The organism is Bradyrhizobium sp. LA6.1 (assembly GCF_040547805.1).
GTDB classification, from domain to species: domain Bacteria; phylum Pseudomonadota; class Alphaproteobacteria; order Rhizobiales; family Xanthobacteraceae; genus Bradyrhizobium; species Bradyrhizobium barranii.
In genome coordinates, this window is the sequence record NZ_JBEPQK010000007.1 from 207,852 (window position 1) to 234,656 (window position 26,805).

The window sequence follows — 26,805 nt, forward strand, 5'->3', positions numbered from 1 at the left end:
GCTGAATGGTTGATACCAAGACCCCTGACGACAAGAAGCTGAGCGTTCCGAGCAAGACGCTATCGCTCAAGCCGCGCGTCGAAACGGGCACTGTGCGTCAGAGCTTCAGCCATGGCCGCAGCAAGCAGGTCGTGGTCGAGAAGCGCGGCAAGCGCCGCGTCGACGGCAGCCCCGAACCGCAAGCTCCCGCGGTTGTTGCAAAGCCGGCACCGGCCGCGCCTGCTCCCGCTCCGGCACGCCCGGCTCCGCCCCGCAACGCCGGCTCCGGCGTGGTGCTGCGCACGCTGACCGAGGACGAACGTTCCGCCCGCGCCAGCGCGCTGGCCGACGCCAAGGTGCGCGAAGTCGAAGAGCGCCGCCAGGCCGAAGACGAAGCCCAGCGCCGCGCTGTCCGCGAAGCCGCCGAACGCGTCGAGCGCGAAGCTGCCGAGGCCCGCCGCAAGGCCGAGGATGAGCGCCACCGCCACGAAGAGGAAGCCAAGCGCAAGGCCGAAACCGAGGCCAAGAAGCGTTTTGGCGAAGGCGAACAGCCGGCGTCAGCCGCGCGCCCTGCAACTGCCGCCCCGGCCGCTCCCGCGCCACGTCCTGGCGCGCCCGCAGCACGCCCCGGCACCACCACGACCACGGCACGCCCGGGAACAACCACCGCGCGCCCTGGAACGACCACCGCGAGGCCGGGAGGCGGCCCGTTGGGTCGCGCTCCCGCGGTCGCAGCCGGACCGGACGAGGACGATGGTCCGCGCCAGATCCGTCGCGGTCCCGGCGGCGCCGCGCGTCCCGTGGTAGCCCCCAAGCCCACCCACAAACCCGGCCCGCAGAAGGAGCGCGGTCGCCTGACGGTCGTGACCGCATTCAATGCCGACGACGTGCGCGAGCGCTCGATCGCCTCGTTCCGCCGCCGCACTCAGCGCCTGAAGGGCCATGCCGCGAACGAGCCGAAGGAAAAGCTCATCCGCGAGGTGGTCATTCCGGAAGCGATCACCATCCAGGAGCTCGCCAACCGCATGGCCGAGCGCGCGGTGGAAATCATCCGCATGCTGATGAAGCAGGGCGCGATTCACAAGATCACCGACGTGATCGACGCCGACACTGCGCAGCTGATCGCCGAAGAGCTTGGTCACACCGTCAAGCGCGTTGCCGCGTCCGACGTTGAAGAAGGCCTGTTCGACGCCACCGACGATTCCACCGACACCGAGACGCGTTCGCCCGTCGTGACCGTGATGGGTCACGTCGACCACGGCAAGACCTCGCTGCTCGACGCGCTCCGCCATGCCAACGTCGTCTCCGGCGAAGCCGGCGGCATCACCCAGCATATCGGCGCCTATCAGGTGCTGTCGCCCGAAAGCGGCAAGAAGATCACCTTCATCGACACGCCCGGCCACGCCGCGTTCACCGCGATGCGCGCCCGCGGCGCCAAGGTGACCGACATCGTCGTGCTGGTGGTTGCTGCCGATGACGGCGTCATGCCGCAGACGATCGAAGCCATCAACCACGCCAAGGCGGCGCGGGTGCCGATCATCGTTGCCATCAACAAGATCGACAAGCCCGATGCGAAGCCCGAGCGCGTGCGCACCGAGCTGCTCCAGCACGAGGTGCAGGTCGAATCCTTCGGCGGCGAAGTCGTCGACGTCGAAGTGTCAGCCAAGAACAAGACCAATCTCGACAAGCTGCTCGAGATGATCGCGCTCCAGGCCGACATCCTCGACCTGAAGACCAATTCGGAGCGTCCGGCCGAAGGCACCGTGATCGAAGCCAAGCTCGATCGCGGCCGTGGCCCGGTCGCGACCGTGCTGGTCCAGCGCGGCACGCTTCGTGTCGGTGACATCATCGTCGCCGGCGCCGAGATGGGCCGCGTCCGCGCGCTGATCTCGGATCAGGGCGAGACGGTGCATGAGGCCGGTCCTTCGGTTCCGGTCGAGGTGCTCGGCTTCAACGGTCCGCCGGAGGCCGGCGATCGTCTCGCGGTGGTCGAGAACGAAGCCCGCGCCCGCCAGGTCACCAGCTATCGCGCGCACCAGAAGCGCGAGAACGCGGCTGCCTCGATCTCCGGCATGCGCGGCTCGCTCGAGCAGATGATGTCGCAATTGAAGACGGCGGGCCGCAAGGAATTCCCGCTGATCATCAAGGCCGACGTGCAGGGCTCGCTCGAAGCGATCCTCGGCTCGCTGGAGAAGCTCGGCACCGACGAAGTCGCAGCCCGCATCCTGCATGCCGGCGTCGGCGGCATCTCGGAATCGGACGTGACGCTCGCGGAAGGCTTCAACGCCGCGATCATCGGCTTCTCGGTTCGTGCCAACAAGGAGGCGGCTGCGGCCGCCAAGCGCAACGGCATCGAGATCCGCTACTACAACATCATCTACGACCTCGTGGACGACGTGAAGAAGGCGATGAGCGGCCTGCTCGCGCCGACCCTGCGTGAAACCATGCTGGGCAATGCCGCGATCCTGGAGATCTTCAACATCTCCAAGGTCGGCAAGGTTGCCGGCTGCCGCGTCACCGACGGCACCGTGGAACGCGGCGCCAATGTGCGCCTGATCCGCGACAACGTCGTCGTGCACGAAGGCAAGCTGTCGACGCTGAAGCGCTTCAAGGACGAAGTGAAGGAAGTCCAGTCCGGTCAGGAGTGCGGCATGGCCTTCGAGAACTACCACGACATGCGTGCCGGTGACGTGATCGAGTGTTATCGCGTGGAGACGATCCAGCGCTCCCTGTAAGTCCAAATCTTACCGAAGCGCCCGGATCTTTTTGAGCTGAAATTGCGGGAGTGCGATGGCCGGATTTATTCCGGCCATCCGCGCCGCATTCGTTTCAACAGGACAAATGACAATGCTCGTGTCCCAAACGCGGGCACGACGAGGTGATTTTCAACCATGCCCCGCCACCATCAGAAGAAAAGTTCCGCGCCGGGCGGCTCGCAACGCCAGTTGCGTGTCGGCGAGCAGGTTCGCCACGCGATGGCCGAGATTCTGGCGCAAGGCAATGTGCATGATGCGGACCTCGAAGGTCACATCATCACCGTGCCGGAGGTTCGGATGTCGCCCGACCTGAAGCTCGCAACGGTTTACGTGATGCCGCTCGGTGGCCGCGACACCGAGGTCATCATCGCTGCGCTCGAGCGCAACAAGAAATTCCTGCGCGGCGAAGTCGCGCGGCGCGTTAACCTGAAATTTGCACCTGACCTTCGTTTCCGCGTCGACGAACGATTCGACGAAGCGGAACGGATCGAGAAGCTTTTGCGAACACCTGCGGTGCAGAAGGACCTGGAACAGGATCCGGATTCGGATCGGGAAGAAGAGCGATGACGATGGACCCGGCTCACGGCACGATCGGCGGCGAAGAGACCGATCAGCGCGACGTGCAGAAAAATAATTTTGCGGATCTCGGCGGCGATTCCCAGCCGCATCAGGAGCCGCGCCGCGTCAACAACGATCCCCGCGCCAACAAGCAGAAGGGCAACCAGCCGCGCCGCGACCGCCGCGACGTCCATGGCTGGGTCGTGCTCGACAAGCCGATCGGCATGACCTCGACGCAAGCCGTCGCCGTGCTCAAGCGCCTGTTCAACGCCAAGCGCGCGGGACACGCCGGCACGCTCGACCCGCTCGCCTCCGGCGGCCTGCCGATCGCGCTCGGCGAGGCCACCAAGACGGTTCCCTTCGTGATGGACGGCCGCAAGCGCTACCAGTTCACCGTGTGCTGGGGCGAGGAGCGCGACACCGATGATATCGAGGGCCGGGTCACCGCGACCTCCGACCAGCGTCCGACCCGGGAGGCCATCCTGGCCCTGCTGCCCCGCTTCACCGGGGTGATCGAGCAGATCCCGCCGCGCTATTCCGCGATCAAGGTCCAGGGCGAGCGCGCCTATGACCTGGCCCGCGACGGCGAGATCGTGGAACTGGCCCCCCGTCCGGTCGAAATTCATCATTTAACCCTTGTGGATCAACCGGATAACGACCGGGCGGTGTTCGAGGCGGAGTGCGGCAAGGGCACCTATGTCCGGGCGCTGGCCCGCGATATGGGCCGGATTCTCGGCACTTACGGCCATATTTGCGCGCTGCGGCGGACCCTGGTCGGCCCATTTGACGAGAACGACATGATTCCGCTGGATCAGTTGGAGGCTTTATGCGATAGAGCCGCGTCCGGCGAGGGCAGCCTCGCCGACGCGCTTATGCCCGTTGAGACCGCGCTGGACGACATCCCGGCACTGGCCGTCACTCGGGCTGATGCGGCAAGGCTCCATCGGGGCCAGGCCGTTTTATTGCGCGGACGGGATGCGCCCACTAGTAGCGGCACAGTCTATGTCACGGTGGCAGGCCGTCTATTGGCGCTTGCTGAAGTCGGCAACGGCGAAATCATCCCCAAGCGTGTGTTCAACCTGACCGGTCTGACTGCCAGCACCGGTCGCAACGAGAGAAATTGACGATGTCGATTGCCGCAGAACGCAAAGCGGAAGTCATCAAGACGAATGCCAACAAGGCCGGCGACACCGGCTCGCCGGAGGTTCAGGTCGCGATCCTGTCGGAACGCATCAACAACCTCACCAACCATTTCAAGACCCACGTGAAGGACAACCATTCGCGTCGCGGCCTCTTGAAGCTGGTTTCGACCCGCCGCTCGCTGCTCGACTACCTCAAGAAGAGGGACGAGGCGCGTTACAAGGCGCTGCTCGAGAAGCACAACATTCGTCGTTAAGTGTTCCTGCGCGCGCCACTGGCGCGCGTTTTCGTGCGCGGTTTCGAACGAAAGCGTTTGTTTAAAGGTTTTTGATCGAGGCTGCGTGCGCGTCGGGTGCGAGCCGTTGACGGCTAGCACCCGGGCACGATGGGCGAGGACCGCAATCCGGTGTTCGCGTTCGTGCCGACTGACAGTCCAGCAGCAATCCGGCGGCTGGGCACAACGGGCAAGGCGCCCGTATGACCCGAAAGGATGGACGCCATCCGAAATCCGAAAACCATGGCAGGATCGCAGGACGCTGATCGCCCGCTTCGATCAACGTCCCGCAATCTTGCGCATGGTTTTTGTTTTTCGGGCCGTCCTTCTTTCGAGAACCCATGAAAGAAGACCTCTATGTTCAATAAGCATTCAGTCGAGATCGACTGGGGTGGACGCCCTCTCAAGCTTGAAACCGGCAAGATCGCGCGTCAGGCCGACGGCGCCGTCGTCGCCACCTATGGCGAGACCGTGGTGCTCGCCACCGTTGTCGCGGCGAAGGCGCCGCGCGAAGGCGTCGACTTCCTGCCGCTGACGGTCGACTACCAGGAGAAGACCTACGCAGCCGGCCGCATTCCCGGCGGCTATTTCAAGCGCGAGGGTCGTCCGACCGAGAAGGAGACGCTGGTCTCCCGCCTGATCGACCGTCCGATCCGTCCGCTGTTCGTCGACGGCTGGCGCAACGAGACCCAGGTGATCGTCACCGTGCTGTCGCACGACATGGAGAACGATCCCGATATCGTGGCGCTGGTGGCCTCATCGGCCGCGCTGACCCTGTCCGGCGCGCCCTTCAAGGGCCCGATCGGCGCAGCGCGCGTCGGCTTCGCCAACGACGAGTTCATTCTCAACCCGACGCTCGACGAGATGGTCGACACCCAGCTCGACCTCGTGGTCGCCGGCACGGCCGACGCCGTGCTGATGGTGGAATCGGAAGCCAAGGAGCTCAACGAGGACATCATGCTCGGCGCGGTGATGTTCGGTCACCGCCATTTCCAGCCGGTGATCAACGCCATCATCGAGCTCGCCGAGAAGGCCGCCAAGGAGCCGCGCGAAGTCACGGTGATCGACAACTCGGCGCTCGAGAAGGAAATGCTCGGCCTCGTCGAGCAGGAGCTGCGCGCCGCCTACGCCATTCCGGTCAAGCAGGATCGCTACGCCGCGGTCGGCAAGGTCAAGGAAAAGGTGATCGCTCACTACTTCCCCGAAGGGCAGGAGCCGAAATACGACAAGCTGCGCATCGGCGGCGTGTTCAAGGAGCTGGAAGCGAAGATCGTTCGCTGGAACATCCTCGACACCGGCAAGCGCATCGACGGCCGCGATAGCAAGACCGTGCGCAACATCATCGCCGAAGTCGGCGTGCTGCCCCGCGCCCACGGCTCGGCGCTGTTCACCCGCGGTGAGACCCAGGCGCTGGTCGTGACCACGCTCGGCACCGGCGAGGACGAGCAGTATATCGACGCGCTGTCCGGAACGTACAAAGAGACGTTCCTGCTGCACTACAACTTCCCTCCCTACTCGGTCGGTGAGACCGGTCGCCTCGGCGGCACCAAGCGCCGCGAGATCGGCCACGGCAAGCTGGCCTGGCGCGCGATCCACCCGGTGCTGCCGCCGCATCACGAGTTCCCCTACACCACGCGCGTGGTGTCGGAGATCACCGAGTCGAACGGCTCGTCCTCGATGGCTTCGGTCTGCGGCGCCTCGCTGGCGCTGATGGATGCCGGCGTGCCGTTGAAGCGGCCGACCGCGGGCATCGCGATGGGCCTGATCCTCGAAGACAAGCGCTTCGCGGTTCTCTCGGACATCCTCGGTGACGAAGACCATCTCGGCGACATGGACTTCAAGGTGGCCGGCACCGAACAGGGTATCACCTCGCTCCAGATGGACATCAAGATCGAGGGCATCACCGAAGAGATCATGAAGGTCGCACTCGGTCAGGCCAAGGATGGTCGTATCCACATCCTCGGCGAGATGGCCAAGGCGCTCACCAACGCCCGCGCCGAGCTCGGCGAATACGCGCCGCGCATCGAAACCTTCAAGATCGCCACCGACAAGATCCGCGAAGTGATCGGCACCGGCGGCAAGGTGATCCGCGAGATCGTCGAGAAGACCGGCGCCAAGGTCAACATCGAGGACGACGGCACCGTGAAGGTCGCTTCCAGCGACGGCGAGGCGATGAAGGCCGCGATCAAGTGGATCAAGTCGATCGCCTCCGATCCGGAAGTCGGCCAGATCTATGACGGCACCGTCGTCAAGGTGATGGAGTTCGGCGCCTTCGTGAACTTCTTCGGCTCCAAGGACGGTCTCGTTCACATCAGCCAGCTCGCTTCGGCGCGCGTGCAGAAGACCTCCGACGTCGTCAAGGAAGGCGACAAGGTCAAGGTCAAGCTGCTCGGCTTCGACGACCGCGGCAAGACCCGGCTGTCGATGAAGGTGGTCGACCAGACCACCGGCGAAGACCTCGAGGGCAAGGGCGGCGACGGCGAGAAGGCCCAGCGCGAAGCAGCCGGCGAGTAATCGCTCCGCATATCAGAAACACGAAGGGCGGCCTCTCGGCCGCCCTTTTTGTTTGTCGCTTGCTTAAAGCTCAGGGATCAGGCCGCGAGGTCGTACCGGTCGAGGTTCATCATCTTGGTCCAGGCCTTCACAAAGTCCTGCACGAACTGCTGCTTGGCGTCCGACGAGGCATAGACCTCGGCGAAGGCGCGGAGCTGCGAGTGCGCACCGAAGATCAGGTCGGCGCGCGTGCCGGTCCACTTCACCGCGTTGGTCTTGCGGTCGCGGGCCTCGTAGGTACCGTCAGCCGCCGGCGTCCACTGCGCGCTCATGTCGAGCAGGTTGATGAAGAAGTCGTTGCTCAGCGTGCCCACCTTCGCTGTGAGGACGCCGTGCTTCGAACCGTTCGCATTGGCGCCGAGTACACGCAGGCCGCCGACGAGCGCCGTCAGCTCGGGTCCGCTCAGCTTCAGCAACTGCGCGCGATCGACGAGAGCTTCCTCCTGCTGCAGGAACTGATGCTTCTTGCCGACGTAGTTGCGGAAGCCATCGGCCCGGGGCTCCAGCGGGGCGAAGGAGTCCGCGTCGGTCTGCTCCTGCGAGGCATCCATGCGGCCCGGCGTGAAGCCAACCTTCACGTCGACGCCGGCATCCTTCGCGGCCTTCTCGACCGCGGCAGAACCGCCGAGGACGATGAGGTCGGCGAGCGAGACCTTCTTCGCACCGGCTGATGCGTTGAAGTCCTTCTGGATCGCTTCGAGCTTGCCGAGGACCTTGGAGAGCTGAGCCGGCTGGTTCACCTCCCAATCCTTCTGGGGGGCCAGACGGATGCGCGCGCCGTTGGCGCCGCCGCGCTTGTCCGAGCCGCGGAACGTCGAGGCCGACGCCCACGCGGTCGAGACCAGCTCGGAGACCGAGAGGCCCGAAGCCAGGATCTTGGTCTTCAGCGCGGCGATGTCCTGGTCGCCGACCAGCTCGTGGTTCACCTTCGGAATCGGATCCTGCCAGATCAGCGTTTCCTTCGGCACCAGCGGGCCGAGATAGCGCTGGATCGGACCCATGTCGCGGTGGGTGAGCTTGAACCAGGCGCGGGCAAAGGCGTCCGCGAACTGATCCGGGTTTTCCAGGAAGCGACGCGAGATCTTCTCGTAGGCCGGATCGAGGCGCAGCGAGAGGTCGGTCGTCAGCATCGTCGGCCGGTGCTTCTTCGACTTGTCGAAGGCATCCGGAATGATCGCCTCGGCGCCCTTGGCCGTCCACTGATTCGCGCCGCCCGGGCTCTTCGTCAGCTCCCATTCGTATTTGAACAGGTTCTCGAAGAAGTTGTTGCTCCACTTCGTCGGCGTCGTCGTCCAGGTCACCTCGATACCGCTGGTGATGGAATCGCCCGCCAGGCCCGAAGCGTGCTTGCTCTTCCAGCCGAGGCCCTGATCCTCGAGCGCGCCCGCTTCCGGCTCCGGACCGACCAGCGACGGATCGCCCGCGCCGTGGGTCTTGCCGAAGGTGTGGCCGCCGGCGATCAGCGCGACGGTTTCCTCGTCGTTCATCGCCATGCGGGCGAACGTCTCGCGGATGTCCTTTGCCGCAGCGACCGGGTCAGGCTTGCCGTTCGGGCCTTCCGGATTGACGTAGATCAGGCCCATCTGCACCGCGCCGAGCGGCTCGGCGAGCTGGCGTTCGCCGCTGTAGCGCTCGTCGCCCAGCCACGTGCCTTCAGGACCCCAATAGAGCTCTTCCGGCTCCCACACGTCGGCGCGGCCGCCGGCGAAACCGAAGGTCTTGAAGCCCATCGATTCCAGCGCGACGTTGCCGGCGAGCACCATCAGATCGGCCCAGGAGATCTTGCGGCCGTATTTCTGCTTGATCGGCCAGAGCAGACGGCGCGCCTTGTCGAGATTGGCGTTGTCGGGCCAGCTGTTGAGCGGTGCGAAACGCTGCTGACCGGCTCCGGCGCCACCGCGGCCGTCCGTGGTGCGATACGTGCCGGCGCTGTGCCAGGCCATGCGGATCATGAGGCCGCCATAGTGGCCGAAATCGGCAGGCCACCATTCCTGTGAGTCCGTCATCAGAGCCGTCAGGTCCTTGATGACGGCATTCAGGTCGAGCGACTTGAACTCCTTGGCATAGTCGAACTCCTTGCCCATCGGGTCGGACAGGGTGGAATTCTTGTGCAGCATCTCGATGCTGAGCTGGGTCGGCCACCAGTCGCGGTTCACGCGCGTGGGTTTTCCGCCCGAAAACGGGCACTTCGAAGTGTCATCCATGAATACCTCCTCTGGTGGCGTCGAACTCGCGCCTTTGACCAGGTAGAATTACTCTAGGCTTCGCATTCGATCAGGGGAAGTTGACTTTAATGATCGCTGCGATAGGATTTTCTGATGGCCAACGTGACGATGCGCCAGCTCAGATATTTCGACGCGCTGGCGCGTCACGGCCATTTCGGCCGCGCCGCGGAGGCAAGCTCGATCTCCCAGCCGGCCCTGTCGATGCAGATCAAGGAACTGGAGGAGGCGCTCGGCGGCCTGCTGCTGGAGCGCAGCGCCCGGCAGGTGGCACTGACCCGGTTCGGCGAGGAGCTCGCACCGCGCGTCCGCGACATCCTGCGCTCGGTCGATGAGCTCGGCGATTTCGCGCGCGCCTCGCAGGACCGGTTTGCGGGCCGGCTGCGGATCGGCATGATCCCGACGATCGCGCCCTATCTGCTGCCGAAGATCACCAAGAATCTCACGCGCATGCATCCGGAGCTCGACATCCGCGTGCGCGAGACGATGACGCCGCGGCTGATCCAGGAACTGGTCGAAGGCCGGCTCGACACGGCCATCGTCGCACTGCCGGTGTCCGAGCCTTCGCTCACCGAAGTCGCGCTGTTCGATGAAAAATTCCTGCTGGTGCGGCCGGGCTCCGACGAAGGCACACCGGTGCCATCGCGCGAGATGATGCGCGAGATGCGGCTGTTGCTGCTCGAAGAGGGGCACTGCTTCCGCGATCAGGCGCTGTCGTTCTGCAACATGCAATCGGCGCCGCCGCGCGAGATGCTGGATGCGAATTCGCTGTCGACGCTGGTCCAGATGGTCAGCGCCGGCATCGGCGTCACCTTGATCCCGGAAATGGCGGTGTCGGTGGAGACACGATCGGCCTCGGTCTCGCTGTCGCGCTTCCGCGATCCCGAGCCCTCGCGCACCATCGGCATGGTCTGGCGCAAGACCAGCCCGCTGGCGCGGCAGCTGCTGCAGATCTCCGAGGTGGTGTGCCTGTCGGCCGGCAAGGCGCGCCCGCGGCAAGCCACGCGCGGCCAACGTGGGTAGGCGGGAATTTTCCTGAATAGCCGGGATCATTCAAGCGAGCCCCCGCGCAAGGCGGCAGATCGAACTGAGAGCACCAATGTCTGATCCCGTCATCCGTCCCGCGCGCACCGACGAATATGACGAGATCGGCCGCGTCTGGATGGAAAGCTGGGTCTCCACCGGCCTCGCCGAGGCGAGCGAATTCCTGCTGGCAAATCTGCGCGCACGCATCAGGCGCGAGATCGAGAACGGCTGGAGCCTGTTCGTGGCCGACGACAACGGTACGATCGCCGCCATGCTGGCGCTGCATCTGCCGAAACTCTATCTCGACATGCTTTTCGTCGGGCCCGCCTACCAAGGCCAATCGCTCGGACGGCAGTTGCTCGCCTTCACGCGCACGCAAATGCCGGATGAAATGTACCTGCGCTGCGTCCGCGAAAACGAAAGAGCCTGGCGCTGGTACGAGCGCGAAGGCTTTGTGTTCGAGAAGGAAGAGATCGAGCCGTCGAACGGGTTCGTGATGAGGTATTATCGGTGGAAGCGGCAGCGGCTCACCGGATAGACAGCGATCTCGGGCTGCAGCTTGCGGTTGTCACGATCCCACCCTAGTGTGGCGTATCCGATGACCTCCCGCCTCTGATCCTTGGAATCCATGTTTCGACTTGCTGCCCCGGTGCTCATCCTGCTGTCCTTCCTGACTTCGGCAGCAGCGCAAACCCCTCCCGCAACCACCGCTCCCGCCGCTCAGACCGCACCACAGGCAAAGCCGACAGCCAAGAAAGCGACGACGAAGCCGAAGGCGACGCCGAAGCCTGCGGAGTCGGCGACTGCTGGTCCTTGCGGCGTCGGCGTGATTGCTGGGACCGCCGACATCTTTGTCGTCCAGAAGATCGGTCTGACCGTGTTCGGCAACGACTATGCGGAAGTCCCGGTATCCTGGGGCCTTGACGACCTCGTCTTTGCGCGGGCGCGGGCCGCAGCAGGCAACACGCCGGTGCGACGGATCACTTACGCCAAGGGCGCGCTCGATTCCTACTACCACCCCAAATCCGGCCTGTTCCGCAATCAGCGTGAAGAGCTGTCGAACCTGATCCGGCAGGTCGCGGGTAATGCCGGTTGCGAGCGCTATCTCGTCGTCATGCGCAGCGAAGGACAGCTTGACGGGACCAATCAGTCGCTCAGCGGCGTCGGCATCTTCAGCCGGGGTGTCGGTCTCATCTCCTACGCGTATGTCTTCGCCTATATCGGCGTGACATGGGTCGACGGCCGCACCTTCGAGATCATGAAGGGCCCCGCCGTGACGTTCGAAGGTGTCATGAAGCATATGGCAGACAACTTCGTTTCGAACGAGCTTTTGCAGAAGGTGGACAAGTCCATGTTTCCGGAGGCGGCCGCGGACTCCGCCAACAACACCGCCCTGCGCGACACCACGCGCGACTTCCTGACCAAACGGCTGGACAAGATCCTGCCGCCATATTTCGTGCAGTGACGATGCTGAAAGGAAGCCAAGCTCGTAAGAAAGCGACGATCAAGGCGATGCAGGCCTTCGCGATAATCGTCGCGGCTCATCTGCTCTCGACGGCGGGAGTCGGGGCCCAGGCTGCGTCAAAGACGAGCACGGCCAAGTCATCGAACGCGTCCCCAACGACACCAGCAGAGAGCGGCCCATGTCAGATCGGCGTCATCCCGATCGCCGGCGATCTCTTCATGATTAAGAACTTCGGTCCCCTGGAGTTCCTCGACAAATACTCGCGGGCCTCCGTGACCACGTGGGCACTCGACGACCTCGTCGTGTCCCGTGTTCGCGCGGCTGCGCCCGGCCGCTCCGTGCGTAGAATCTCCTACACAAGGGAAGAGTTGAAATCCGGTGGCCGGCGGGAGCAAAATCCGTTCTTCTACCGTGCCGAAAGAGACATCGCGGACTTCGTTCGGTTTCTCGCACCAAGACTCCGTTGCGAACGTTATGTCGTCGTGCACCGGCACGGCGGAACGCATCGCGAATACGGCATTGGAATCTCGCGGTACCCCTACGACGGATCCGTGCATCTCTACGCGATAATGTACATCCGTGTTTACGACGGCGGGACTTTTACGTTGATCAAGGAAGCGCAGGCCTTGATGACTGACGACACCTACGTCGACCGCTTGCTGCGCAATCCGCTTGGTGGACCATCGCGCGAGCTGGATCGGACAATGTTTCCGGAGAAGCCTGCGGATGTTGCCAATAATCCGGTACTGCGCGACGGCGTGCGCGCCATGCTGACGGCAAGTCTCGACAAGACATTGCCGCCCTTGCTCCGGCACTAGGACATCCTGCGCGCTGCTTGAGAACGCCACCGTCAACCGGTCGCGTTGACCAACATGTCGTTCGCGCAGCTGACCTCTTGCCTAGGCGTAGTGCGTTGCGAATACGCGGCAAACGCGCCATGAATTGCGCGCTGTTTACCTCTCGCCGATGAAAGGTCCGCTCCATGATCAAGCTCTATTGGTCGCCACGCTCGCGCTCGTTCACGACGCTCTGGCTGATGGAAGAGAGCGGGCTGCCCTATGAGCGCGTGCTGACCGACATCTCGACCGGTGCGCAGAAAGCGTCGGATTATTTGAAGGTGAATCCGATGGGCAAGGTGCCGGCGCTCAGCGACGGCGATGCCGCGCTCGGCGAAGCCGCCGCGATCTGCGCCTACATCGCCGACCGCTATCCCGACACGAAGCTGGCGCCTGCCGTGGCCGACCCGCGCCGTGCGCGCTATCTGCAATGGCTGTTCTTCTCGCCGGGCTGCATCGAGCCTGCCATCATCCAGATCTTCACCAAGATCGAGATCCCGACCTCGACCGCGGCCTGGGGCAGCGCGACACAGGTGTTCGACGTGCTGCAAGCTGCGCTCGCGAAGGGACCGTGGATCCTCGGCGAGGAATTTTCGGCCGCCGACATCACGGTCGGCTCCGGCCTGAACTTCGCGGTCCGCCTGTTCAAGATGGTGCCGTCGCGCCCGGCCTTCGATGCCTATCTCGCGCGCTGCATGGCGCGGCCGGCGTTCCAGCGGGCGGAAAAGATCGCGGCGGGGTGAGGCAAGCTCAGAACTCGTAGGGTGGGCAAAGCGGAGCGTGCCCACCGCGTCTCTCTGCGATCGAGGAGAGATGGTGGGCACGGCGCTCTGCGCCTTTGCCCACCCTACGAAATCACTCTGACGATTTCAAATCGTCGGGCCTCGGCATCAGGATGATGTTGTAGCCGGAATCGACATAGTGGATCTCGCCGGTCACACCGCCGGAGAGATCCGACAACAGATACAGCGCCGAGCCGCCGAGCTCGTCGAGCGTGACGCCGCGGCGGAGCGGCGAATGTTTCTGCATGAAACCGAACATCGCACGCGCCTCGCCGATGCCCGAGCCGGCGAGCGTACGGATGGGGCCTGCGGAGATCGCGTTGACGCGGATGCCGCGCGGTCCGAAATCGGAGGCGAGGTAGCGCACGGAAGCTTCCAGCGCCGCCTTGGCGACGCCCATCACGTTGTAATTCGGCATCGCGCGCTCCGAGGCGCCGAAGGTCAGCGTGATCATGCTGCCGCCCTCCGTCATCAGCTCGGCGGCGCGTTTGGCGACCTCCGTGAACGAGAAGCAGGAGATCACCATGGTGCGCGAAAAGTTCTCGCGGCTGGTGTCGGCGTAGCGGCCCTTCAGCTCGTTCTTGTCGGCAAAGCCGATGGCGTGGATGACGAAATCGAGCTTGCCCCATTTCTCGCGCAGCACGGCGAAGGTCGCATCAACGCTGGCAATGTCCTCGACGTCGCAAGGCAGCACCAATTCCACGCCGAGCTGCTCCGCCAACGGCTTGACGCGCTTGCCCAGTGCCTCGCCCTGGAAGGTGAAGGCAAGCTCGGCACCGTGGGCATGCAGCGCCTTCGCCATGCCCCAGGCGATCGAATGATCATTGGCGATGCCCATGATCAGACCGCGCTTGCCTTTCATCAGTCCTTCCATCTCGCAATTACTCTCCGCTCTCCGTCATGCCCGGGCTTCCACGTTCTTCCGCAACCGGTAGCAAAGACGTGGATGGCCGGGACGAGCCCGGCCATGACGAAAAAACTACCAGTGCGTCCGCAATGACGTCACACATCCAGCCGGCTGAACACCAGCGTGGCGTTGGTGCCGCCGAAGCCGAAGGAGTTCGACAGCACGGTGCCGATCTTGACGTTGTCGATGCGCTTGCGCACGATCGGCATGTCGGCGAACACGGGATCGAGCTCCTGGATGTGCGCGCTCTCGCAGATGAAGCCGTTGTTCATCATCAGCAGCGAGTAGATCGCCTCCTGCACACCGGTCGCACCGAGCGAATGGCCGGTCAGCGCCTTGGTCGCCGAGATCGGCGGGCACTTCTCGCCGGCGCCGAACACGCGGCGGAGCGCGTCGATCTCCGGCGGATCGCCTGCTGGCGTCGAGGTCGCGTGCGGATTGATGTAGTCGACCTTTGTCTTCACCGTCGACATCGCCATGCGCATGCAGCGCTCGGCGCCTTCACCGGAGGGCGCGACCATATCGTAACCGTCCGACGTCGCGCCGTAGCCGACGATCTCGCCGTAAATGCGCGCGCCGCGCGCCTTGGCATGTTCGAGCTCTTCCAGCACCAGCACGCCGGCGCCGCCGGCAATGACGAAACCGTCGCGGTTGACGTCATAGGGACGCGAGGCGGTGGCGGGCGTGTCGTTGTACTTCGACGACATCGCGCCCATGGCGTCGAACAGCACCGAGAGCGACCAGTCCAGCTCCTCGCAGCCGCCGGCGAAAATGATGTCCTGCTTGCCGATCTGGATCGTCTCATAGGCGTTGCCGACGCAATGGTTCGACGTCGCACAGGCCGAGGAGATCGAATAGTTCACGCCCTTGATCTTGAACCAGGTCGCGAGCGTCGCGGAGGCCGTGGACGACATCGCCTTCGGCACGGCAAACGGTCCGACGCGCTTCGGCCCCTTGGTGCGGGTGATGTCAGCGGATTCGACGATGGTGCGGGCCGACGGGCCGCCGGAACCCATGATGATGCCGGTGCGGATGTTGGAGATTTCTTCGGGCGACAGACCGGAATCCTGGATCGCCTGCTCCATCGCGATGTGATTCCACCCCGCGCCCTGGCCGAGGAAGCGCATCGCACGCCGGTCGACGACCGTCGCAGGATCGATCGTCGGCGCACCTTGCACCTGCGAACGGAAACCGAGTTCGGCATATTTTTCAGCCCGCGAAATACCTGACTTCGCCTCGTGAAGGCTCGCAAGCACTTCCTGGGTGTTGTTTCCGATGGACGAGACGATACCCATCCCGGTGACCACAACCCGCCTCATGACAGCCTCGCCTAAATCGTTGTCTTTCTTGGTGATGCGCTCAGCCCAGGCTCACGCCCTGCTTGAACAGGCCGACCTTCAGATCCTTCGCGCGATAGATAATCTGGTCATCGACCGAAAGCCATCCGTCGGCGATACCGAGCACCAGCTTTGAACGCATCACGCGCTTGATATCGATGTTGTACACAACCTTACGGGCCTCGGGCAGCACCTGGCCGCTGAACTTCAGCTCGTTCAGGCCAAGCGCGCGGCCGCGCCCCTCTCCACCGCTCCAGCCCAGAAAAAAGCCGACCATCTGCCACAGCGCATCGAGGCCGAGGCAGCCGGGCATCACGGCATCGTTCTTGAAGTGGCAGCCGAAGAACCAGAGGTCGGGCTTGACGTCGAGCTCGGCCCGCACCATTCCCTTGCCGAACTCCCCGCCATTGTCGTTGATTTCCGCGATGCGGTCGAACATGAGCATCGGCGGCAGCGGCAGCTGGGCATTGCCCGGGCCGAACATTTCGCCGCGGCCACATGCCAGCAGATCTTCGTATTCGTAGCCGTTGCGCCTGTTCAGCATGCGGAAGCCTCTGTTCAAATCCCGATTGAGCGGCGTTTCTGGCGAAAATGGGCCCCGTTTCGTTCGGAAAGCCGCGCCAATTCCCGTCATCAGGCGCGACTGCCACGAGCCAGGATGGACTGCGGGCCGGGCCTCAATGCCCGGCTGCGCCATAATCGGCCAAGCGGAACCGCGGGCTCTCTAACACAGGCATTTCGGGTGGCAAAGCGATCTCATGAAGGTAAAGTGACCACCTGCTCGCCCGGTTCCATTTGTCATTAGAACCTCTCTAGTTGCGAGAAACTTGCATCTGCATCTATCTGTCCATATATTGCATATAGATGCAGTGTCCACGCGTGCCCGAAATCTGGAAATGAGCGAGAATCCCGCGCCCCATCACGACGACGACGTCCATTCCGCCGCCCTCCTGTCCGGCCGCCAGCCGGCCTTGACCGGCTGCCCGTGGCACGACGTCAACGAAATGCTCCAGTCCGCGGGGCTTCGTCCGACGCGCCAGCGCATGGCGCTCGGCTGGCTCCTGTTCGGCAAGGGTGCTCGTCACCTCACAGCTGAAATGCTCTATGAGGAGGCGACGCTGGCCAAGGTGCCGGTGTCGCTCGCGACCGTCTACAACACGCTGAACCAGCTGACCGATGCCGGCCTGCTGCGCCAGGTCAGCGTCGACGGCACCAAGACCTATTTCGACACCAACGTCACCACCCACCACCATTATTACCTCGAGAACAGCCACGAGCTAGTCGATATCGAGGATCCGCATCTGGCGCTGTCCAAGATGCCGGAGGTGCCCGAGGGTTACGAGATCGCGCGCATCGACATGGTCGTGCGCCTGCGCAAGAAGCGCTGAAGATCGTTCTACGCCGTTAGTTTAGCCGTCATGGCCGGGCTTGTCCCGGCCATTGCTATTTGCACGGTCATTCCGGGATGGTCCGAAGGACCAGACCTCAGATGCGCAATTGCGCATCGGGGAATCTCGAGATCCCGGGATGACCCTTCGGGTCAGTTGACCTGCTCGTCCGAATAGACGCCCCAGAGGCGCTCCTGCTGGATCCAGCCGTCAAAGCCGTTGCCGGTGACGCGACACCAGTTTGCAGTGCACTTCTTGACCTGCGTGACGACGCCGGCCTGGAGCTTGGCCGCAACCGCGCTGTCAGGATCGGCCCGGTCGTAGATCGGGGCGAGGTCGTCCTTGTGCTTCATGGTGACGACCGCAGTGCGGCGGCCCGACAGCAGCGAATGATAGACCCAGCCCTCGGCGCCTTCGGAATCGCGCACCCGGCGCCAGTTCTCGAACTCGGCGGTGATTTCGACCGGCAGGCCGGCGCGGGTGTAGACCCAGGCGACGTCATTGTCCTTGGTCGGGCCGGCGCGGACGTTCACGTGATCCGATTTGAGGCTGACATAACGCGGCACCGGCAGGCCGCTCGCGGTCTGGGGGGTGCTGTCCTTCGCCGAATGGGAGGGGCTGACCGAGGCGCTCAACCAGGTGCAAACGAGCGCCATCACCGAACAAAAACGCCCCAACGCCATCAACCCGTCTCCTGTCGAGGGCCCCGCCGCGCCGGGCCCTCACCCTAAATTCCGAACCTGCCGCGTAAGCCCATCTCCCGTGTTCCCGAAGCCTTAACCCGTGGTTCTTGTCTTGGCCCGGCCTTCTGCTAGAGAGGACGGACATCTGAACAACCAGTTTGCCCCGATTTTCCGGTCGGAAATGTCGGGGGAGCTTGAAGGAAGCGCCGGGGACGACACGGCAAAGGCAGTGTCGAACAACCGGGTTAATGAGGCCTCAACGGCCGGCCTTTGGTAACAGAGGCGGCTTGCGGCGCCTCATGAGGGCATGACATGTCGGTGAAGAAAAAGCCCCTCGTGGTGGTGACGCGCAAGCTGCCGGACTCGATCGAGACCCGGATGCGCGAGCTGTTCGACGCGCGGATCAATCTCGACGACACACCGATGTCGGCCGAGCAGATCGCTGAGGCCGCGCGCACCGCCGACGTGCTGGTTCCGACCGTCACCGACCACATCACCGCCGACATCGTCAACCAGCCCGACTGCAAGCTCCGCCTGATCGCCAATTTCGGCAACGGCGTCGACAATATCGACGTCGAGGCCGCGCATGCCCGCGGCATCACCGTCACCAACACGCCAAAAGTCCTGACCGAAGACACCGCCGACATGACCATGGCGCTGATCTTGGCCGTGCCGCGCCGGATGATCGAAGGCGCCTCGATCCTGACCGAAGGAAAGCCCTGGCCCGGCTGGTCGCCGACCTGGATGCTCGGCCACCGCATCGGCGGCAAGCGCCTCGGCATCATCGGCATGGGCCGCATCGGCCAGGCGGTCGCGCGCCGCGCCCGCGCCTTCGGGCTCCAGATCCACTACCACAACCGCCGCCCGGTGGCGCCGAAGATCGCCGAAGAGCTTGGCGCGACCTATTGGGAAAGCCTCGACCAGATGCTGGCGCGGATGGACATCATCTCGGTGAACTGTCCGCACACGCCGGCGACCTATCATCTGCTGTCGGCGCGGCGGCTGAAGCTGATCCGCAAGGACGCCTACATCGTCAACACCGCGCGCGGCGAGGTGACCGACGAGGACACGCTGATCAAGCTGATCGAGGGCGGCGAGATCGGCGGCGCCGGCCTCGACGTCTACGAGCACGAGCCCGCAGTCAATCCAAAGCTGGTGCGGCTCGCCAAGGCCGGCAAGGTGACGCTGCTGCCGCACATGGGCTCGGCCACGATCGAGGGCCGGGTCGAGATGGGCGAGAAGGTGATCATCAACATCCGCACCTTCCTCGACGCGCACAAGCCGCCGGACCGCGTGCTGCCGAGCATGCTCTGAGGTCTATTTGCCGCGCGTTTCGCGCTTGCGCCAGTCCGCGACGAAATCGATGAAAGCGCGTAGCGCGGGCGGCGTCTGGCGCCGGCTCGGATAGTACAGGAACGGGCCGGGAAACGGCTCGCACCAATCTTCCATCAAGCTGACCAGCGCGCCGGACGTCACGGCGTCATGGACGTAGCCATCGAGCGTCGCCCAGATGCCGGCGCCGTCGAGCGCAGCGCGCATGGCAAGGCCCATGTTGGTCGAGATCAGCTTTGCCGGCGGATCGACCTTCACGATCTGGCCAGCCTTCTCGAACTCCAGGTCATGCATGACGCCGCTCGAGTAGCGGGCGCGGATGCAATCATGGTCGAGCAGATCTTTCGGATGCTTCGGCGTGCCGCGGCGCGCGATGTACGCAGGCGATGCGACGACGACATAGCTCTGCGGACCGCTCAGCGGGATCGCCACCATGTCCTGCGCGAGGTGCTCGCCATAACGCACGCCGGCATCGTAGCCCGCGCTGACGATGTCGACGAAGCCGCTTTCGGAAACGATGTCGAGATCGACCTGCGGGTAGGTCGCAAGGAACGGCCCGACCATCGGCGCCAGCACGAGATCTACCGCCGGCGGCGGCGCGTTGATGCGCAGGCGGCCCGAAGCCACTTCGCGCAGGCCGCGGACCTGGTCCAGGGCATCGCCGACATCGCGCAGCGCCGGAGCGATGCGAGACAACAGCAGCTCGCCCGCCTCGGTCAGTGCGACGCTGCGGGTGGTGCGGTTCATCAGGCGGACGCCAAGGCGCTCCTCCAGGTCCCGCAGCCGCTGGCTAAGGCTCGACACCGACACGCGAATTTCAATCGCCGCACGCCGGAAATTGCGGGTGCGGGCAACCGCCACGAAGACGTCGAGATCACGCAGATCGGGCTCGGCCATTGTTCGTTATGATGAACAAGCCATTCTGGATTGTCCAGCTTATCAGCCTAATCGGTCAGGCGCATATCTGGCCTCGTCACGCGGCACAATCAGCCTGCCGCCTTTTCGAGGAGAACCATCATGGAACAGCGCAAACTCGGTTCAACCGGTCCGACCGTCTCCGCCCTTGGTCTCGGCTGCATGGGCATGTCGGAGGTCTATGGCCCCGCCGACCGCGGCGAAAGCATCGCCACGGTCCATGCGGCGCTCGATGCCGGCATCACGCTGCTGGACACCGGCGATTTCTACGCCATGGGCCACAATGAAATGCTGGTGCGCGAGGCCCTGAAGGATGTGTCGCGCGACAAGGTGCAGATCAGCGTGAAGTTCGGCGCGCTGCGCGGTCCCGCCGGCGAATTCTCCGGCATGGACACAAGGCCAGCCGCGACCAAAAACTTCCTGGCTTATTCGCTGCAGCGCCTCGGCACCGATTACATCGACATCTACCGTCCGGCGCGTCTCGATCCCAACGTTCCCATCGAGGAGACGATCGGCGGCCTCGCCGATCTCGTGAAGGCCGGCTACATCAGGCATATCGGCCTGTCCGAGGTGGGCTCCGACACCATCCGCCGCGCGCACGCCGTGCATCCGATCGCCGATCTCCAGATCGAATACTCGTTGATCGAGCGCGGCATCGAACGCGACATCCTCAAGACCTGCCGCGAGCTCGGCATCGGCATCACGGCCTACGGCGTGCTGGCGCGCGGCCTGATCAGCGGCCATTGGTCGAAGGACTCCGGCAAGACCGGCAGGGATTACCGGCTGATGACGCCGCGCTTCCAGGGCGCAAATCTCGACGCCAATCTCGCGCTGGTGGAATCCCTGCGGGCGATCGCCACAGAGATCGGCGCAACGCCGGCGCAAGTTGCGATCGCCTGGGTAGCGGCGCAGGGCAAAGAGATCATACCGCTGGTCGGCGCACGCACGCGCAACCGTCTCACCGAAGCGCTCGGCGCGGCGAAGGTAACGCTGACGCCGGCGCATCTCGCGGCGCTTGCAAAAGCATTTCCGCCCGACGTCGCTTCCGGCACGCGCTACGCGGCCGAGCAGATGGCGCATCTCGACAGCGAGAAGCCGGCCACGCGGTAGCGGCAGCGATCAGGTGCGATGGGCGCTGAGGTCCGTGATGACAGGCCCATCGCCGTTGAGCGGATTGGCCGGATCGCGCGCGTAGCGCAGCGTCTCGAAGCGCATCGCGCGCGCATCGATCATCAGGAGGCGGCCGACGAGGCCGTCGCCGAAGCCGACGATCTCGCGGATCGCCTCCAGCGCCATCATCGAGCCCATCACGCCCGCAAGCGCGCCCATGACGCCGGCCTCCGCGCAGGCCGGCACGGTGCCGGGCGGCGGCGCTTCCGGAAACAGGCAGCGATAGGTCGGATTGAACACGCCCTGCTCGTTCTTCTCATGCGCGCGGATGGTGGTGAGCGAGCCGTCGAAGGTGCCGAGCGCCGCCGTGATCAGCGGCCGCTTCGCGAAGAAGCAGGCATCCGAGACCAGATAACGCGTCGAGAAATTGTCGGAGCCGTCGAGCACGAGATCGTAGTCTCCGATCATGCTCAGCGCATTGTCGGCATTGAGCCAGGTGGCGTGGCCGACGAAGCGGACATGCGGATTGAGCGCGGAGATCCGCTCGGCCGCGCTCTCGACCTTGTGCCGGCCGATATCGGGCGTCGTATGGATCACCTGGCGCTGGAGGTTTGACAGCGAGACCACGTCGTCATCGACCACGCCGAGCGTACCGACGCCGGCGGCCGCCAGATACATCAGCGCGGGCGCGCCGAGCCCGCCGGCGCCGATCACCAGCACGGAGGCCCGCTTCAGCGCAGCCTGGCCCGGCCCGCCGACGTCGCGCAGCACGATATGGCGGGCATAGCGTTCCAGTTCGTCCGGGCTCAGCATCGTCGTCCTTCGTTCTCTCAAATCCTCATGGTGAGGAGCGCGGAACGCGCGTCTCGAACCATGAAGGCCCCGATCTCGCCTGCGGCCATCCTTCGAGACGCGGCCTTCGGCCGCTCCTCAGGATGAGGGCCTCAGTGCGTGGCTCGGCTCTTAGCCTGAACCACCCCAACATTGTTCGCGACCAACGAGATGTGCTTCAATGGTAGCACGTTCAATGGGCTGGCTGGATTTGTCATGAGATCGATGCTTGCGGCAACACTGATGTTTGCGGCTGCCACAGGCGCTAGCGCGCAGATGACGACGCCAGAGATCCCCGGCACCAAGCCGAAGCCGGTCCAGACCGTGCCGATCCGGCCTCCCGCACTGCAGACGCCGTCGGCGACGGCTGATGCGATGGCGCAGGCGGAACGGCTGTCGCTCCAGTCCGACCTCGCCTGGGTCGGCCAATATAACGGCGCCATCACCGGCGACGTCAGCGCGCGCATGGTCGAGGCGATCAAGGAATATCAGAATGTCAAGGGTGGCAAGCCGACCGGCGTGCTCAATCCGCAGGAGCGCGCCGCGCTCACCGAGACCGCGCGGCGGAAGCAGGAGAGCGTCGGCTGGAAGATCGTGATGGAGCCGACCAGCGGCGCCCGGCTCGGCATCCCCGGCAAATTGGTGCCGCAGCAGGTGACCGATGCCAACGGCTCGAAATGGACTTCGCCGACCGGCACGGTGCAGGTGCTGCTGAGCCGCCGCAAGGAGGCGAACCCGACCACGGCGAAACTCGCCGAGCTGGAGAAGGAACCGTCGGGGCGCAAGGTCGACTACACCGTGGTGAAGCCCGACTTCTTCGTGTTGTCGGGGTTGCAGGGCCTCAAGAAATTCTACGTGCGAGGCACCTTTAAGGGCGACGAAGTCCGCACCATGACGATCCTCTACGACCAGGCGACCGAGAACACCGTCGAGCCGGTCGTGATTGCAATGTCGAGCGCGTTCAACGCGTTTCCGACAGGACCGCAGGCCGGGCCGCCGCCGCGCAAGACCGTCGAATACGGCACCGGCATCGTCGTCAGCGACGACGGTGCGATTGTCACCGACCGCCTCGTCACCGATAGCTGTCTCGCGATCACCATTGCCGGCTATGGCAGCGCCGATCGTCTCGCCGAGGACAAGGAGCACGATCTCGCGCTCCTGCACATCTACGGCGCGCGCGGCCTGAAGCCGCTCAGCCTCACCGGCGGTACAGCGAAGACAAGCGTCGACGTCATCGGTATTGCCGATCCGCAGAGCCAGGGCGGAGCTGCGGGCGTATCGAGCCTCAAGGGCGCGCTGGCGCCGGTCACAGCAAGCGATTCCGCGCTGTCGCCTCCGCCGGCGGTCGGCTTCTCCGGCAGCCCGGCGATCGACGGCGACGGCAAATTCGCCGGCGTCGCGCTGTTGAAGCCGGCGATGCTCGCGGGGCCCGCGACATCGGTGCCGGCGTCGCAAGCGGTGATGGTGTCTGCGGAAACGGTGCGCGATTTCCTGAAGGCGAACGCCGTCACTGCGAATGGCACGTCGACGGATGCGAAGGCGGCCGTCGTCCGCGTGATCTGCGTGCGGAAGTAGGCGAGGGAGAACAATACTCTTCTCGTGTCCCGGACGCGGTGCGGGACGCAATGCCTCTCCGTTGAGCCACGCAGCTCCTGCACGGTCTCACGTGGTTTTTGGCAAAGGTCCCAGATTTTCGAGGGGCGCGGTCAGCCTGCATGTAAACCCGGCCGAGTCATACGAAACGTCAACGGAACCGCTGAAATCGTCCTTCAGCACGCGGGAAATCAGCCTGGAGCCAAAGCCTGTGCCGACGGGTTTCGATACGGACGGACCGCCAATCTCCTGCCAGACAAAGACAAATTTTGACTCGCCATCCTGAGCCTCGGTTGACCATGTAATCGATACGCAGCCTCCCGCTACGGTCAGAGCGCCGTACTTCGAAGCGTTGGTTGCGAGCTCGTGGAGCGCCAATGACAGAGCAAGCGCTTGTCTAGATTTCACAACGAGTGGAGGACCCGAGACGATGAAGCGGCCTTCGCCTGTCCGATAAGGTGCAAGAGCAGTGCCGATCACATCGTGGAGTGGTGCGGCCGCCCAATTTGATGCGGTCAGCAAGTCCTGCGCTCGTCCAAACGCGCCGAGCCGTGCCTGGTACTTTTCGAGATCGGCTTTGCTCGTCGGGTCGCGAAATGTCTGGGCAGCTACCGCGCTCAACACTGCAAGCGTGTTCTTGACGCGGTGCTTCAGCTCCTCATTGATGAGGTTCAGCGCTTCCCTTGCCATATGCTCGGACGTGACATCCCTGCAGACGACAAGCACGCCGCCCACCTTGCCTTCAAGATCAATTGGACCAAAGCTGTACGTCCACCAAACGTCCTCGCGGCGCCCGTGACGGGTCACCGGCACCAGCTGGTCCTCATTCCAGGTCGCCCCCTTGCCCGACATGACGTACTCGATCTGGGGACCAATGATGTCCCAGATCTCGGCCCAACACTCACGGCCGCGCGCGCCCAAAGCGCTTGGGTGCCTTTCCGGCCCCATCGTCTCCCGGTATGCATCGTTGTAGAACTGGATGAGTTCTGGTCCCCACCAAATGAACATCGGGTGCCGCGAGGTCAAAACGAGCCGCACTGTAACTCGAAGACTTTGGGGCCAAGTGTCCGGAGAGCCCACGGATGTGCTTGACCAGTCAAACGCTCGCGTCAAAGCGCCCATCTCGCCGCCGCCGGCCAGGAAGTCGCCGCTTATATCGCCGCCCATACGCACAGCCTTACTCAGACGCTGATCGACGAGCCTGCCGCCAGTGTTCCGCACCCTACATTGCCGAACTTGTGCCGTCATCTGCGCGGATCGGGCCGCATAGGCGACATCTGCCTCGCACCGAAAAATACCGCGGAGGTTCGAAAACCGCGAACCGCTGGATTTGCGGTCGCGACACCTGCCGGCGATTGGACGACGTCAGTTGTACAAGAGGTACGAGCGCACCGTCCTTGTGAATGCGCGGTCAGCTCAGCCTGAACCTGATCCCGGCCTTCGCAAGCCCGCCCGAAATTCCCACCGGCGTGCCGTCCGCGCGCCAGCAGGCGGCGCCGGTCATGGTGCCGTCGTCGTGGAAGGCAATGCCGTTCATGCCGCCCGCCACCGTCGCGACGGGCGCCACCTTGTGGCCGAGGCCCGCAAGCTTCGCGCGCACGGCCTCCGGCACCTTCTGCTCGACTTCGAGCGCGTTGCCCTCGGTCCAGATGCGCGGCGCCTCGACCGCTTCCTGCAGGCTCATGCCGTGGTCGATCAGATTGACCAGCGCCTGCATCGCGCTGGGGAAGATGCGTTTTCCGCCGGGCAGGCCGAGCGCATAGCGCAGCTTGCCGTCGCGCAGCGCCATCATCGGCGACATCGAGGTGGTGACGCGCTTGCCCGGCGCCAGTGACAGCGCATGGCCGGGACGCGGATCGAACAGGTTCATGTAGTTGTTGGCGATGGCGCCCAGGCCCGGAATCATGATCTTGGCGCCGAAGAGATTGTTGATGGTCTGCGTGGTCGCGACGACGTTGCCGAACGCGTCCGCCGCGGTCATGTGCGTGGTGTGCGCGCCTTCGAGCTGCGAGACGCCGGCGCCCCAGGCCTGCGCCCGCGCCGGATCGATGGCGCGGCGGCGTTCCTCGGCATAGGCCTTCGACGTCAGCCGCTCCACGGGGACGCCGACATAATCCGGATCGCCGCTGGCCGCGGCGCGATCGGCGAAGGCGATCTTCAGGACTTCGGCGAGATAGTGGATTGTCTCCGGCGTGCCGAAACCGAGGTCTCCGATGTCATAGCCCTCCAGAATGTTCAGCATCTGCGCGATGTGGACGCCGGAGGCCGCGGGCGGCGGCGGGCCAAGGATGGTCCAGCCGCGATAGTCGGCGCGGATCGGTTGCCGTTCGACGGTCTTGTAGCCGGTGAGATCGTTGCGGCGGATGAAGCCGCCGGTCTTCTCCATGTAGTCGACGAGGATGTCACCAAGCGGCCCCTCGTAGAGCGCGGTCTCGCCGTGGTCGGCGATGGTGCGGAGCGTCTCGGCATATTCGGCCTGCACCACGCGTTCGCCGACCTTGAGCGGCTCGCCATCAGGCAAATAGATCGCCGCAATCGGCTTGTCCTTGCGCATCTCGGCAGCGCTCTCGCTGATGCATTCGTGCAAGTACGGCGTCGCCGCATAGCCGCGCGCGGCATGCTTGATCGCGGGCTGCATCACATCGCCAAGCGACATGGTGCCGAACCGGCGCAGCGTCTCGCACCAGGCTTTCAGCGAGCCCGGCGTGGCGACCGCCTTCGGGCCGTTGAGGTTCTCGTTGCCGACGGTGTCGAACACGTCATGCGCCGCGCCCGGCGCGGATGTGTAGCTGGTGTCACGCACCGCCGCAGGCACGGTGCTCTGCCCGTCGATGAAACGGTGGCTGCCGTCAGCCAGACGTATATGCGCCATGCCGCCGCCGATGATGCCGACCATCATCGGCTCGACCACGGTCAGCGTGAACAGGGTCGCGATCGCGGCGTCGATGGCGTTGCCGCCCGCGGCCAGCATCTCGGCGCCGGCGCTGGAGGCCAGTGGATGGTTGCTGACCACCATGCCGCGGCTCGAGACCGCCGGCATCTTCTGGCATTCAAAGGTCGTTGCCGTCCGGTCGCGCCAGTTTCCGTCCATGCCGCCTGCCCCTTTTATTCACGGCGG

Annotated in this window: 23 protein-coding genes; 14 read left to right on the forward strand and 9 right to left on the reverse strand. The window is 64.4% G+C overall.

Annotated features, from left to right (window positions below; all coding sequences use genetic code 11):
- Window positions 1-5: 5 nt before the first annotated feature.
- The 5 genes from infB (at window position 6) to pnp (ending at window position 7,221) form a co-directional block, all read left to right on the forward strand.
- The gene (gene infB / locus ABIB99_RS20105) at window positions 6-2,714 is read left to right on the forward strand and encodes a translation initiation factor IF-2 (RefSeq protein WP_071908927.1); all 2,709 of its coding nucleotides are present in this window, start codon (window positions 6-8) and stop codon (window positions 2,712-2,714) included.
- A gap of 156 nt (window positions 2,715-2,870) precedes the next feature.
- Window positions 2,871-3,302 carry a 30S ribosome-binding factor RbfA gene (gene rbfA, locus ABIB99_RS20110; protein WP_028150575.1) on the forward strand — a complete coding sequence of 144 codons (432 nt, stop codon included), beginning with the start codon at window positions 2,871-2,873 and terminating at the stop codon, window positions 3,300-3,302.
- The gene (gene truB, locus ABIB99_RS20115; RefSeq protein WP_354177254.1) at window positions 3,299-4,417 is read left to right on the forward strand and encodes a tRNA pseudouridine(55) synthase TruB; all 1,119 of its coding nucleotides are present in this window, start codon (window positions 3,299-3,301) and stop codon (window positions 4,415-4,417) included. The genes rbfA and truB overlap by 4 nt, the downstream gene beginning before the upstream one ends.
- Window positions 4,418-4,419: 2 nt before the next feature.
- On the forward strand, window positions 4,420-4,689 hold the full coding sequence (gene rpsO / locus ABIB99_RS20120; RefSeq protein WP_008131787.1) for a 30S ribosomal protein S15: 270 nt from the start codon (window positions 4,420-4,422) through the stop codon (window positions 4,687-4,689).
- Between the two features lie 375 nt (window positions 4,690-5,064).
- A complete protein-coding gene (gene pnp, locus ABIB99_RS20125) occupies window positions 5,065-7,221 on the forward strand; it encodes a polyribonucleotide nucleotidyltransferase (RefSeq protein ID WP_354177256.1) in 2,157 nt (718 codons plus the stop codon).
- Between the two features lie 77 nt (window positions 7,222-7,298).
- Here the strand turns inward: pnp and katG are convergent, their stop codons facing one another.
- Window positions 7,299-9,464, reverse strand: coding sequence for a catalase/peroxidase HPI (katG, locus tag ABIB99_RS20130; RefSeq protein ID WP_354177257.1), 2,166 nt, complete (start codon window positions 9,462-9,464; stop codon window positions 7,299-7,301).
- A 114-nt stretch (window positions 9,465-9,578) separates the two neighbouring features.
- On the opposite strand from katG, the gene ABIB99_RS20135 reads away from it, so the two are divergent.
- The 5 genes from ABIB99_RS20135 (at window position 9,579) to ABIB99_RS20155 (ending at window position 13,552) form a co-directional block, all read left to right on the forward strand.
- A complete protein-coding gene (locus ABIB99_RS20135; protein ID WP_028150571.1) occupies window positions 9,579-10,505 on the forward strand; it encodes a hydrogen peroxide-inducible genes activator in 927 nt (308 codons plus the stop codon).
- Window positions 10,506-10,581: 76 nt separating this feature from the next.
- Window positions 10,582-11,046, forward strand: a complete 465-nt coding sequence (locus tag ABIB99_RS20140; protein ID WP_354177258.1) for a GNAT family N-acetyltransferase — start codon at window positions 10,582-10,584, stop codon at window positions 11,044-11,046.
- 90 nt (window positions 11,047-11,136) lie between these two features.
- Complete coding sequence (locus tag ABIB99_RS20145; protein ID WP_354177259.1) at window positions 11,137-11,973, forward strand: hypothetical protein; 837 nt, start codon at window positions 11,137-11,139, stop codon at window positions 11,971-11,973.
- Window positions 11,974-11,975: 2 nt separating this feature from the next.
- A complete protein-coding gene (locus ABIB99_RS20150; RefSeq protein WP_135214064.1) occupies window positions 11,976-12,791 on the forward strand; it encodes a hypothetical protein in 816 nt (271 codons plus the stop codon).
- 164 nt (window positions 12,792-12,955) lie between these two features.
- Window positions 12,956-13,552, forward strand: a complete 597-nt coding sequence (locus tag ABIB99_RS20155) for a glutathione S-transferase family protein (protein WP_354177260.1) — start codon at window positions 12,956-12,958, stop codon at window positions 13,550-13,552.
- A gap of 112 nt (window positions 13,553-13,664) precedes the next feature.
- Here the strand turns inward: ABIB99_RS20155 and fabI are convergent, their stop codons facing one another.
- The 3 genes from fabI to fabA form a co-directional block, all read right to left on the reverse strand.
- On the reverse strand, window positions 13,665-14,465 hold the full coding sequence (fabI, locus tag ABIB99_RS20160) for an enoyl-ACP reductase FabI (RefSeq protein ID WP_135214062.1): 801 nt from the start codon (window positions 14,463-14,465) through the stop codon (window positions 13,665-13,667).
- A 128-nt stretch (window positions 14,466-14,593) separates the two neighbouring features.
- Entirely contained in the window at window positions 14,594-15,817 is a 1,224-nt protein-coding gene (gene fabB / locus ABIB99_RS20165; protein ID WP_071908918.1) for a beta-ketoacyl-ACP synthase I, read from the reverse strand.
- 40 nt (window positions 15,818-15,857) lie between these two features.
- Window positions 15,858-16,379: a bifunctional 3-hydroxydecanoyl-ACP dehydratase/trans-2-decenoyl-ACP isomerase gene (gene fabA, locus ABIB99_RS20170; protein ID WP_354177407.1), complete on the reverse strand. Its 522-nt coding sequence runs from the start codon at window positions 16,377-16,379 to the stop codon at window positions 15,858-15,860.
- A 352-nt stretch (window positions 16,380-16,731) separates the two neighbouring features.
- Here fabA and irrA point away from each other — a divergent pair, with 352 nt between their 5' ends.
- The gene (gene irrA, locus ABIB99_RS20175; RefSeq protein ID WP_063980150.1) at window positions 16,732-17,223 is read left to right on the forward strand and encodes an iron response transcriptional regulator IrrA; all 492 of its coding nucleotides are present in this window, start codon (window positions 16,732-16,734) and stop codon (window positions 17,221-17,223) included.
- A 152-nt stretch (window positions 17,224-17,375) separates the two neighbouring features.
- Here irrA and ABIB99_RS20180 read toward each other — a convergent pair whose 3' ends face one another.
- Entirely contained in the window at window positions 17,376-17,906 is a 531-nt protein-coding gene (locus tag ABIB99_RS20180) for an SH3 domain-containing protein (protein ID WP_354177262.1), read from the reverse strand.
- Window positions 17,907-18,218: 312 nt separating this feature from the next.
- Here ABIB99_RS20180 and ABIB99_RS20185 point away from each other — a divergent pair, with 312 nt between their 5' ends.
- Window positions 18,219-19,220: a 2-hydroxyacid dehydrogenase gene (locus tag ABIB99_RS20185; protein ID WP_247306046.1), complete on the forward strand. Its 1,002-nt coding sequence runs from the start codon at window positions 18,219-18,221 to the stop codon at window positions 19,218-19,220.
- 3 nt (window positions 19,221-19,223) lie between these two features.
- Here ABIB99_RS20185 and ABIB99_RS20190 read toward each other — a convergent pair whose 3' ends face one another.
- Window positions 19,224-20,135, reverse strand: a complete 912-nt coding sequence (locus ABIB99_RS20190; protein ID WP_071908915.1) for a LysR family transcriptional regulator — start codon at window positions 20,133-20,135, stop codon at window positions 19,224-19,226.
- Between the two features lie 120 nt (window positions 20,136-20,255).
- On the opposite strand from ABIB99_RS20190, the gene ABIB99_RS20195 reads away from it, so the two are divergent.
- Window positions 20,256-21,263, forward strand: a complete 1,008-nt coding sequence (locus ABIB99_RS20195; RefSeq protein WP_354177264.1) for an aldo/keto reductase — start codon at window positions 20,256-20,258, stop codon at window positions 21,261-21,263.
- A gap of 9 nt (window positions 21,264-21,272) precedes the next feature.
- Here the strand turns inward: ABIB99_RS20195 and ABIB99_RS20200 are convergent, their stop codons facing one another.
- Window positions 21,273-22,076, reverse strand: coding sequence for a HesA/MoeB/ThiF family protein (locus ABIB99_RS20200; protein ID WP_039155124.1), 804 nt, complete (start codon window positions 22,074-22,076; stop codon window positions 21,273-21,275).
- A gap of 234 nt (window positions 22,077-22,310) precedes the next feature.
- On the opposite strand from ABIB99_RS20200, the gene ABIB99_RS20205 reads away from it, so the two are divergent.
- On the forward strand, window positions 22,311-23,669 hold the full coding sequence (locus ABIB99_RS20205; RefSeq protein ID WP_354177266.1) for a serine protease: 1,359 nt from the start codon (window positions 22,311-22,313) through the stop codon (window positions 23,667-23,669).
- 87 nt (window positions 23,670-23,756) lie between these two features.
- On the opposite strand, the gene ABIB99_RS20210 is transcribed toward ABIB99_RS20205, so the two are convergent.
- Both ABIB99_RS20210 and ggt read right to left on the reverse strand, forming a co-directional pair.
- Window positions 23,757-24,854 carry a sensor histidine kinase gene (locus tag ABIB99_RS20210; protein ID WP_354177267.1) on the reverse strand — a complete coding sequence of 366 codons (1,098 nt, stop codon included), beginning with the start codon at window positions 24,852-24,854 and terminating at the stop codon, window positions 23,757-23,759.
- Between the two features lie 244 nt (window positions 24,855-25,098).
- Window positions 25,099-26,778 carry a gamma-glutamyltransferase gene (gene ggt, locus ABIB99_RS20215; protein WP_354177268.1) on the reverse strand — a complete coding sequence of 560 codons (1,680 nt, stop codon included), beginning with the start codon at window positions 26,776-26,778 and terminating at the stop codon, window positions 25,099-25,101.
- Between the last annotated feature and the right edge of the window lie 27 nt (window positions 26,779-26,805).

Coding starts and splice junctions, on each gene's coding strand:
- infB (WP_071908927.1), top strand. CDS start 6: ATGGTTGATACCAAGACCCCTGACGACAAGAAGCTGAGCGTTCCGAGC.
- rbfA (WP_028150575.1), top strand. CDS start 2,871: ATGCCCCGCCACCATCAGAAGAAAAGTTCCGCGCCGGGCGGCTCGCAA.
- truB (WP_354177254.1), top strand. CDS start 3,299: ATGACGATGGACCCGGCTCACGGCACGATCGGCGGCGAAGAGACCGAT.
- rpsO (WP_008131787.1), top strand. CDS start 4,420: ATGTCGATTGCCGCAGAACGCAAAGCGGAAGTCATCAAGACGAATGCC.
- pnp (WP_354177256.1), top strand. CDS start 5,065: ATGTTCAATAAGCATTCAGTCGAGATCGACTGGGGTGGACGCCCTCTC.
- katG (WP_354177257.1), bottom strand. CDS start 9,464: ATGGATGACACTTCGAAGTGCCCGTTTTCGGGCGGAAAACCCACGCGC.
- ABIB99_RS20135 (WP_028150571.1), top strand. CDS start 9,579: ATGGCCAACGTGACGATGCGCCAGCTCAGATATTTCGACGCGCTGGCG.
- ABIB99_RS20140 (WP_354177258.1), top strand. CDS start 10,582: ATGTCTGATCCCGTCATCCGTCCCGCGCGCACCGACGAATATGACGAG.
- ABIB99_RS20145 (WP_354177259.1), top strand. CDS start 11,137: ATGTTTCGACTTGCTGCCCCGGTGCTCATCCTGCTGTCCTTCCTGACT.
- ABIB99_RS20150 (WP_135214064.1), top strand. CDS start 11,976: ATGCTGAAAGGAAGCCAAGCTCGTAAGAAAGCGACGATCAAGGCGATG.
- ABIB99_RS20155 (WP_354177260.1), top strand. CDS start 12,956: ATGATCAAGCTCTATTGGTCGCCACGCTCGCGCTCGTTCACGACGCTC.
- fabI (WP_135214062.1), bottom strand. CDS start 14,465: ATGGAAGGACTGATGAAAGGCAAGCGCGGTCTGATCATGGGCATCGCC.
- fabB (WP_071908918.1), bottom strand. CDS start 15,817: ATGAGGCGGGTTGTGGTCACCGGGATGGGTATCGTCTCGTCCATCGGA.
- fabA (WP_354177407.1), bottom strand. CDS start 16,379: ATGCTGAACAGGCGCAACGGCTACGAATACGAAGATCTGCTGGCATGT.
- irrA (WP_063980150.1), top strand. CDS start 16,732: ATGAGCGAGAATCCCGCGCCCCATCACGACGACGACGTCCATTCCGCC.
- ABIB99_RS20180 (WP_354177262.1), bottom strand. CDS start 17,906: ATGGCGTTGGGGCGTTTTTGTTCGGTGATGGCGCTCGTTTGCACCTGG.
- ABIB99_RS20185 (WP_247306046.1), top strand. CDS start 18,219: ATGTCGGTGAAGAAAAAGCCCCTCGTGGTGGTGACGCGCAAGCTGCCG.
- ABIB99_RS20190 (WP_071908915.1), bottom strand. CDS start 20,135: ATGGCCGAGCCCGATCTGCGTGATCTCGACGTCTTCGTGGCGGTTGCC.
- ABIB99_RS20195 (WP_354177264.1), top strand. CDS start 20,256: ATGGAACAGCGCAAACTCGGTTCAACCGGTCCGACCGTCTCCGCCCTT.
- ABIB99_RS20200 (WP_039155124.1), bottom strand. CDS start 22,076: ATGCTGAGCCCGGACGAACTGGAACGCTATGCCCGCCATATCGTGCTG.
- ABIB99_RS20205 (WP_354177266.1), top strand. CDS start 22,311: ATGAGATCGATGCTTGCGGCAACACTGATGTTTGCGGCTGCCACAGGC.
- ABIB99_RS20210 (WP_354177267.1), bottom strand. CDS start 24,854: ATGGGCGGCGATATAAGCGGCGACTTCCTGGCCGGCGGCGGCGAGATG.
- ggt (WP_354177268.1), bottom strand. CDS start 26,778: ATGGACGGAAACTGGCGCGACCGGACGGCAACGACCTTTGAATGCCAG.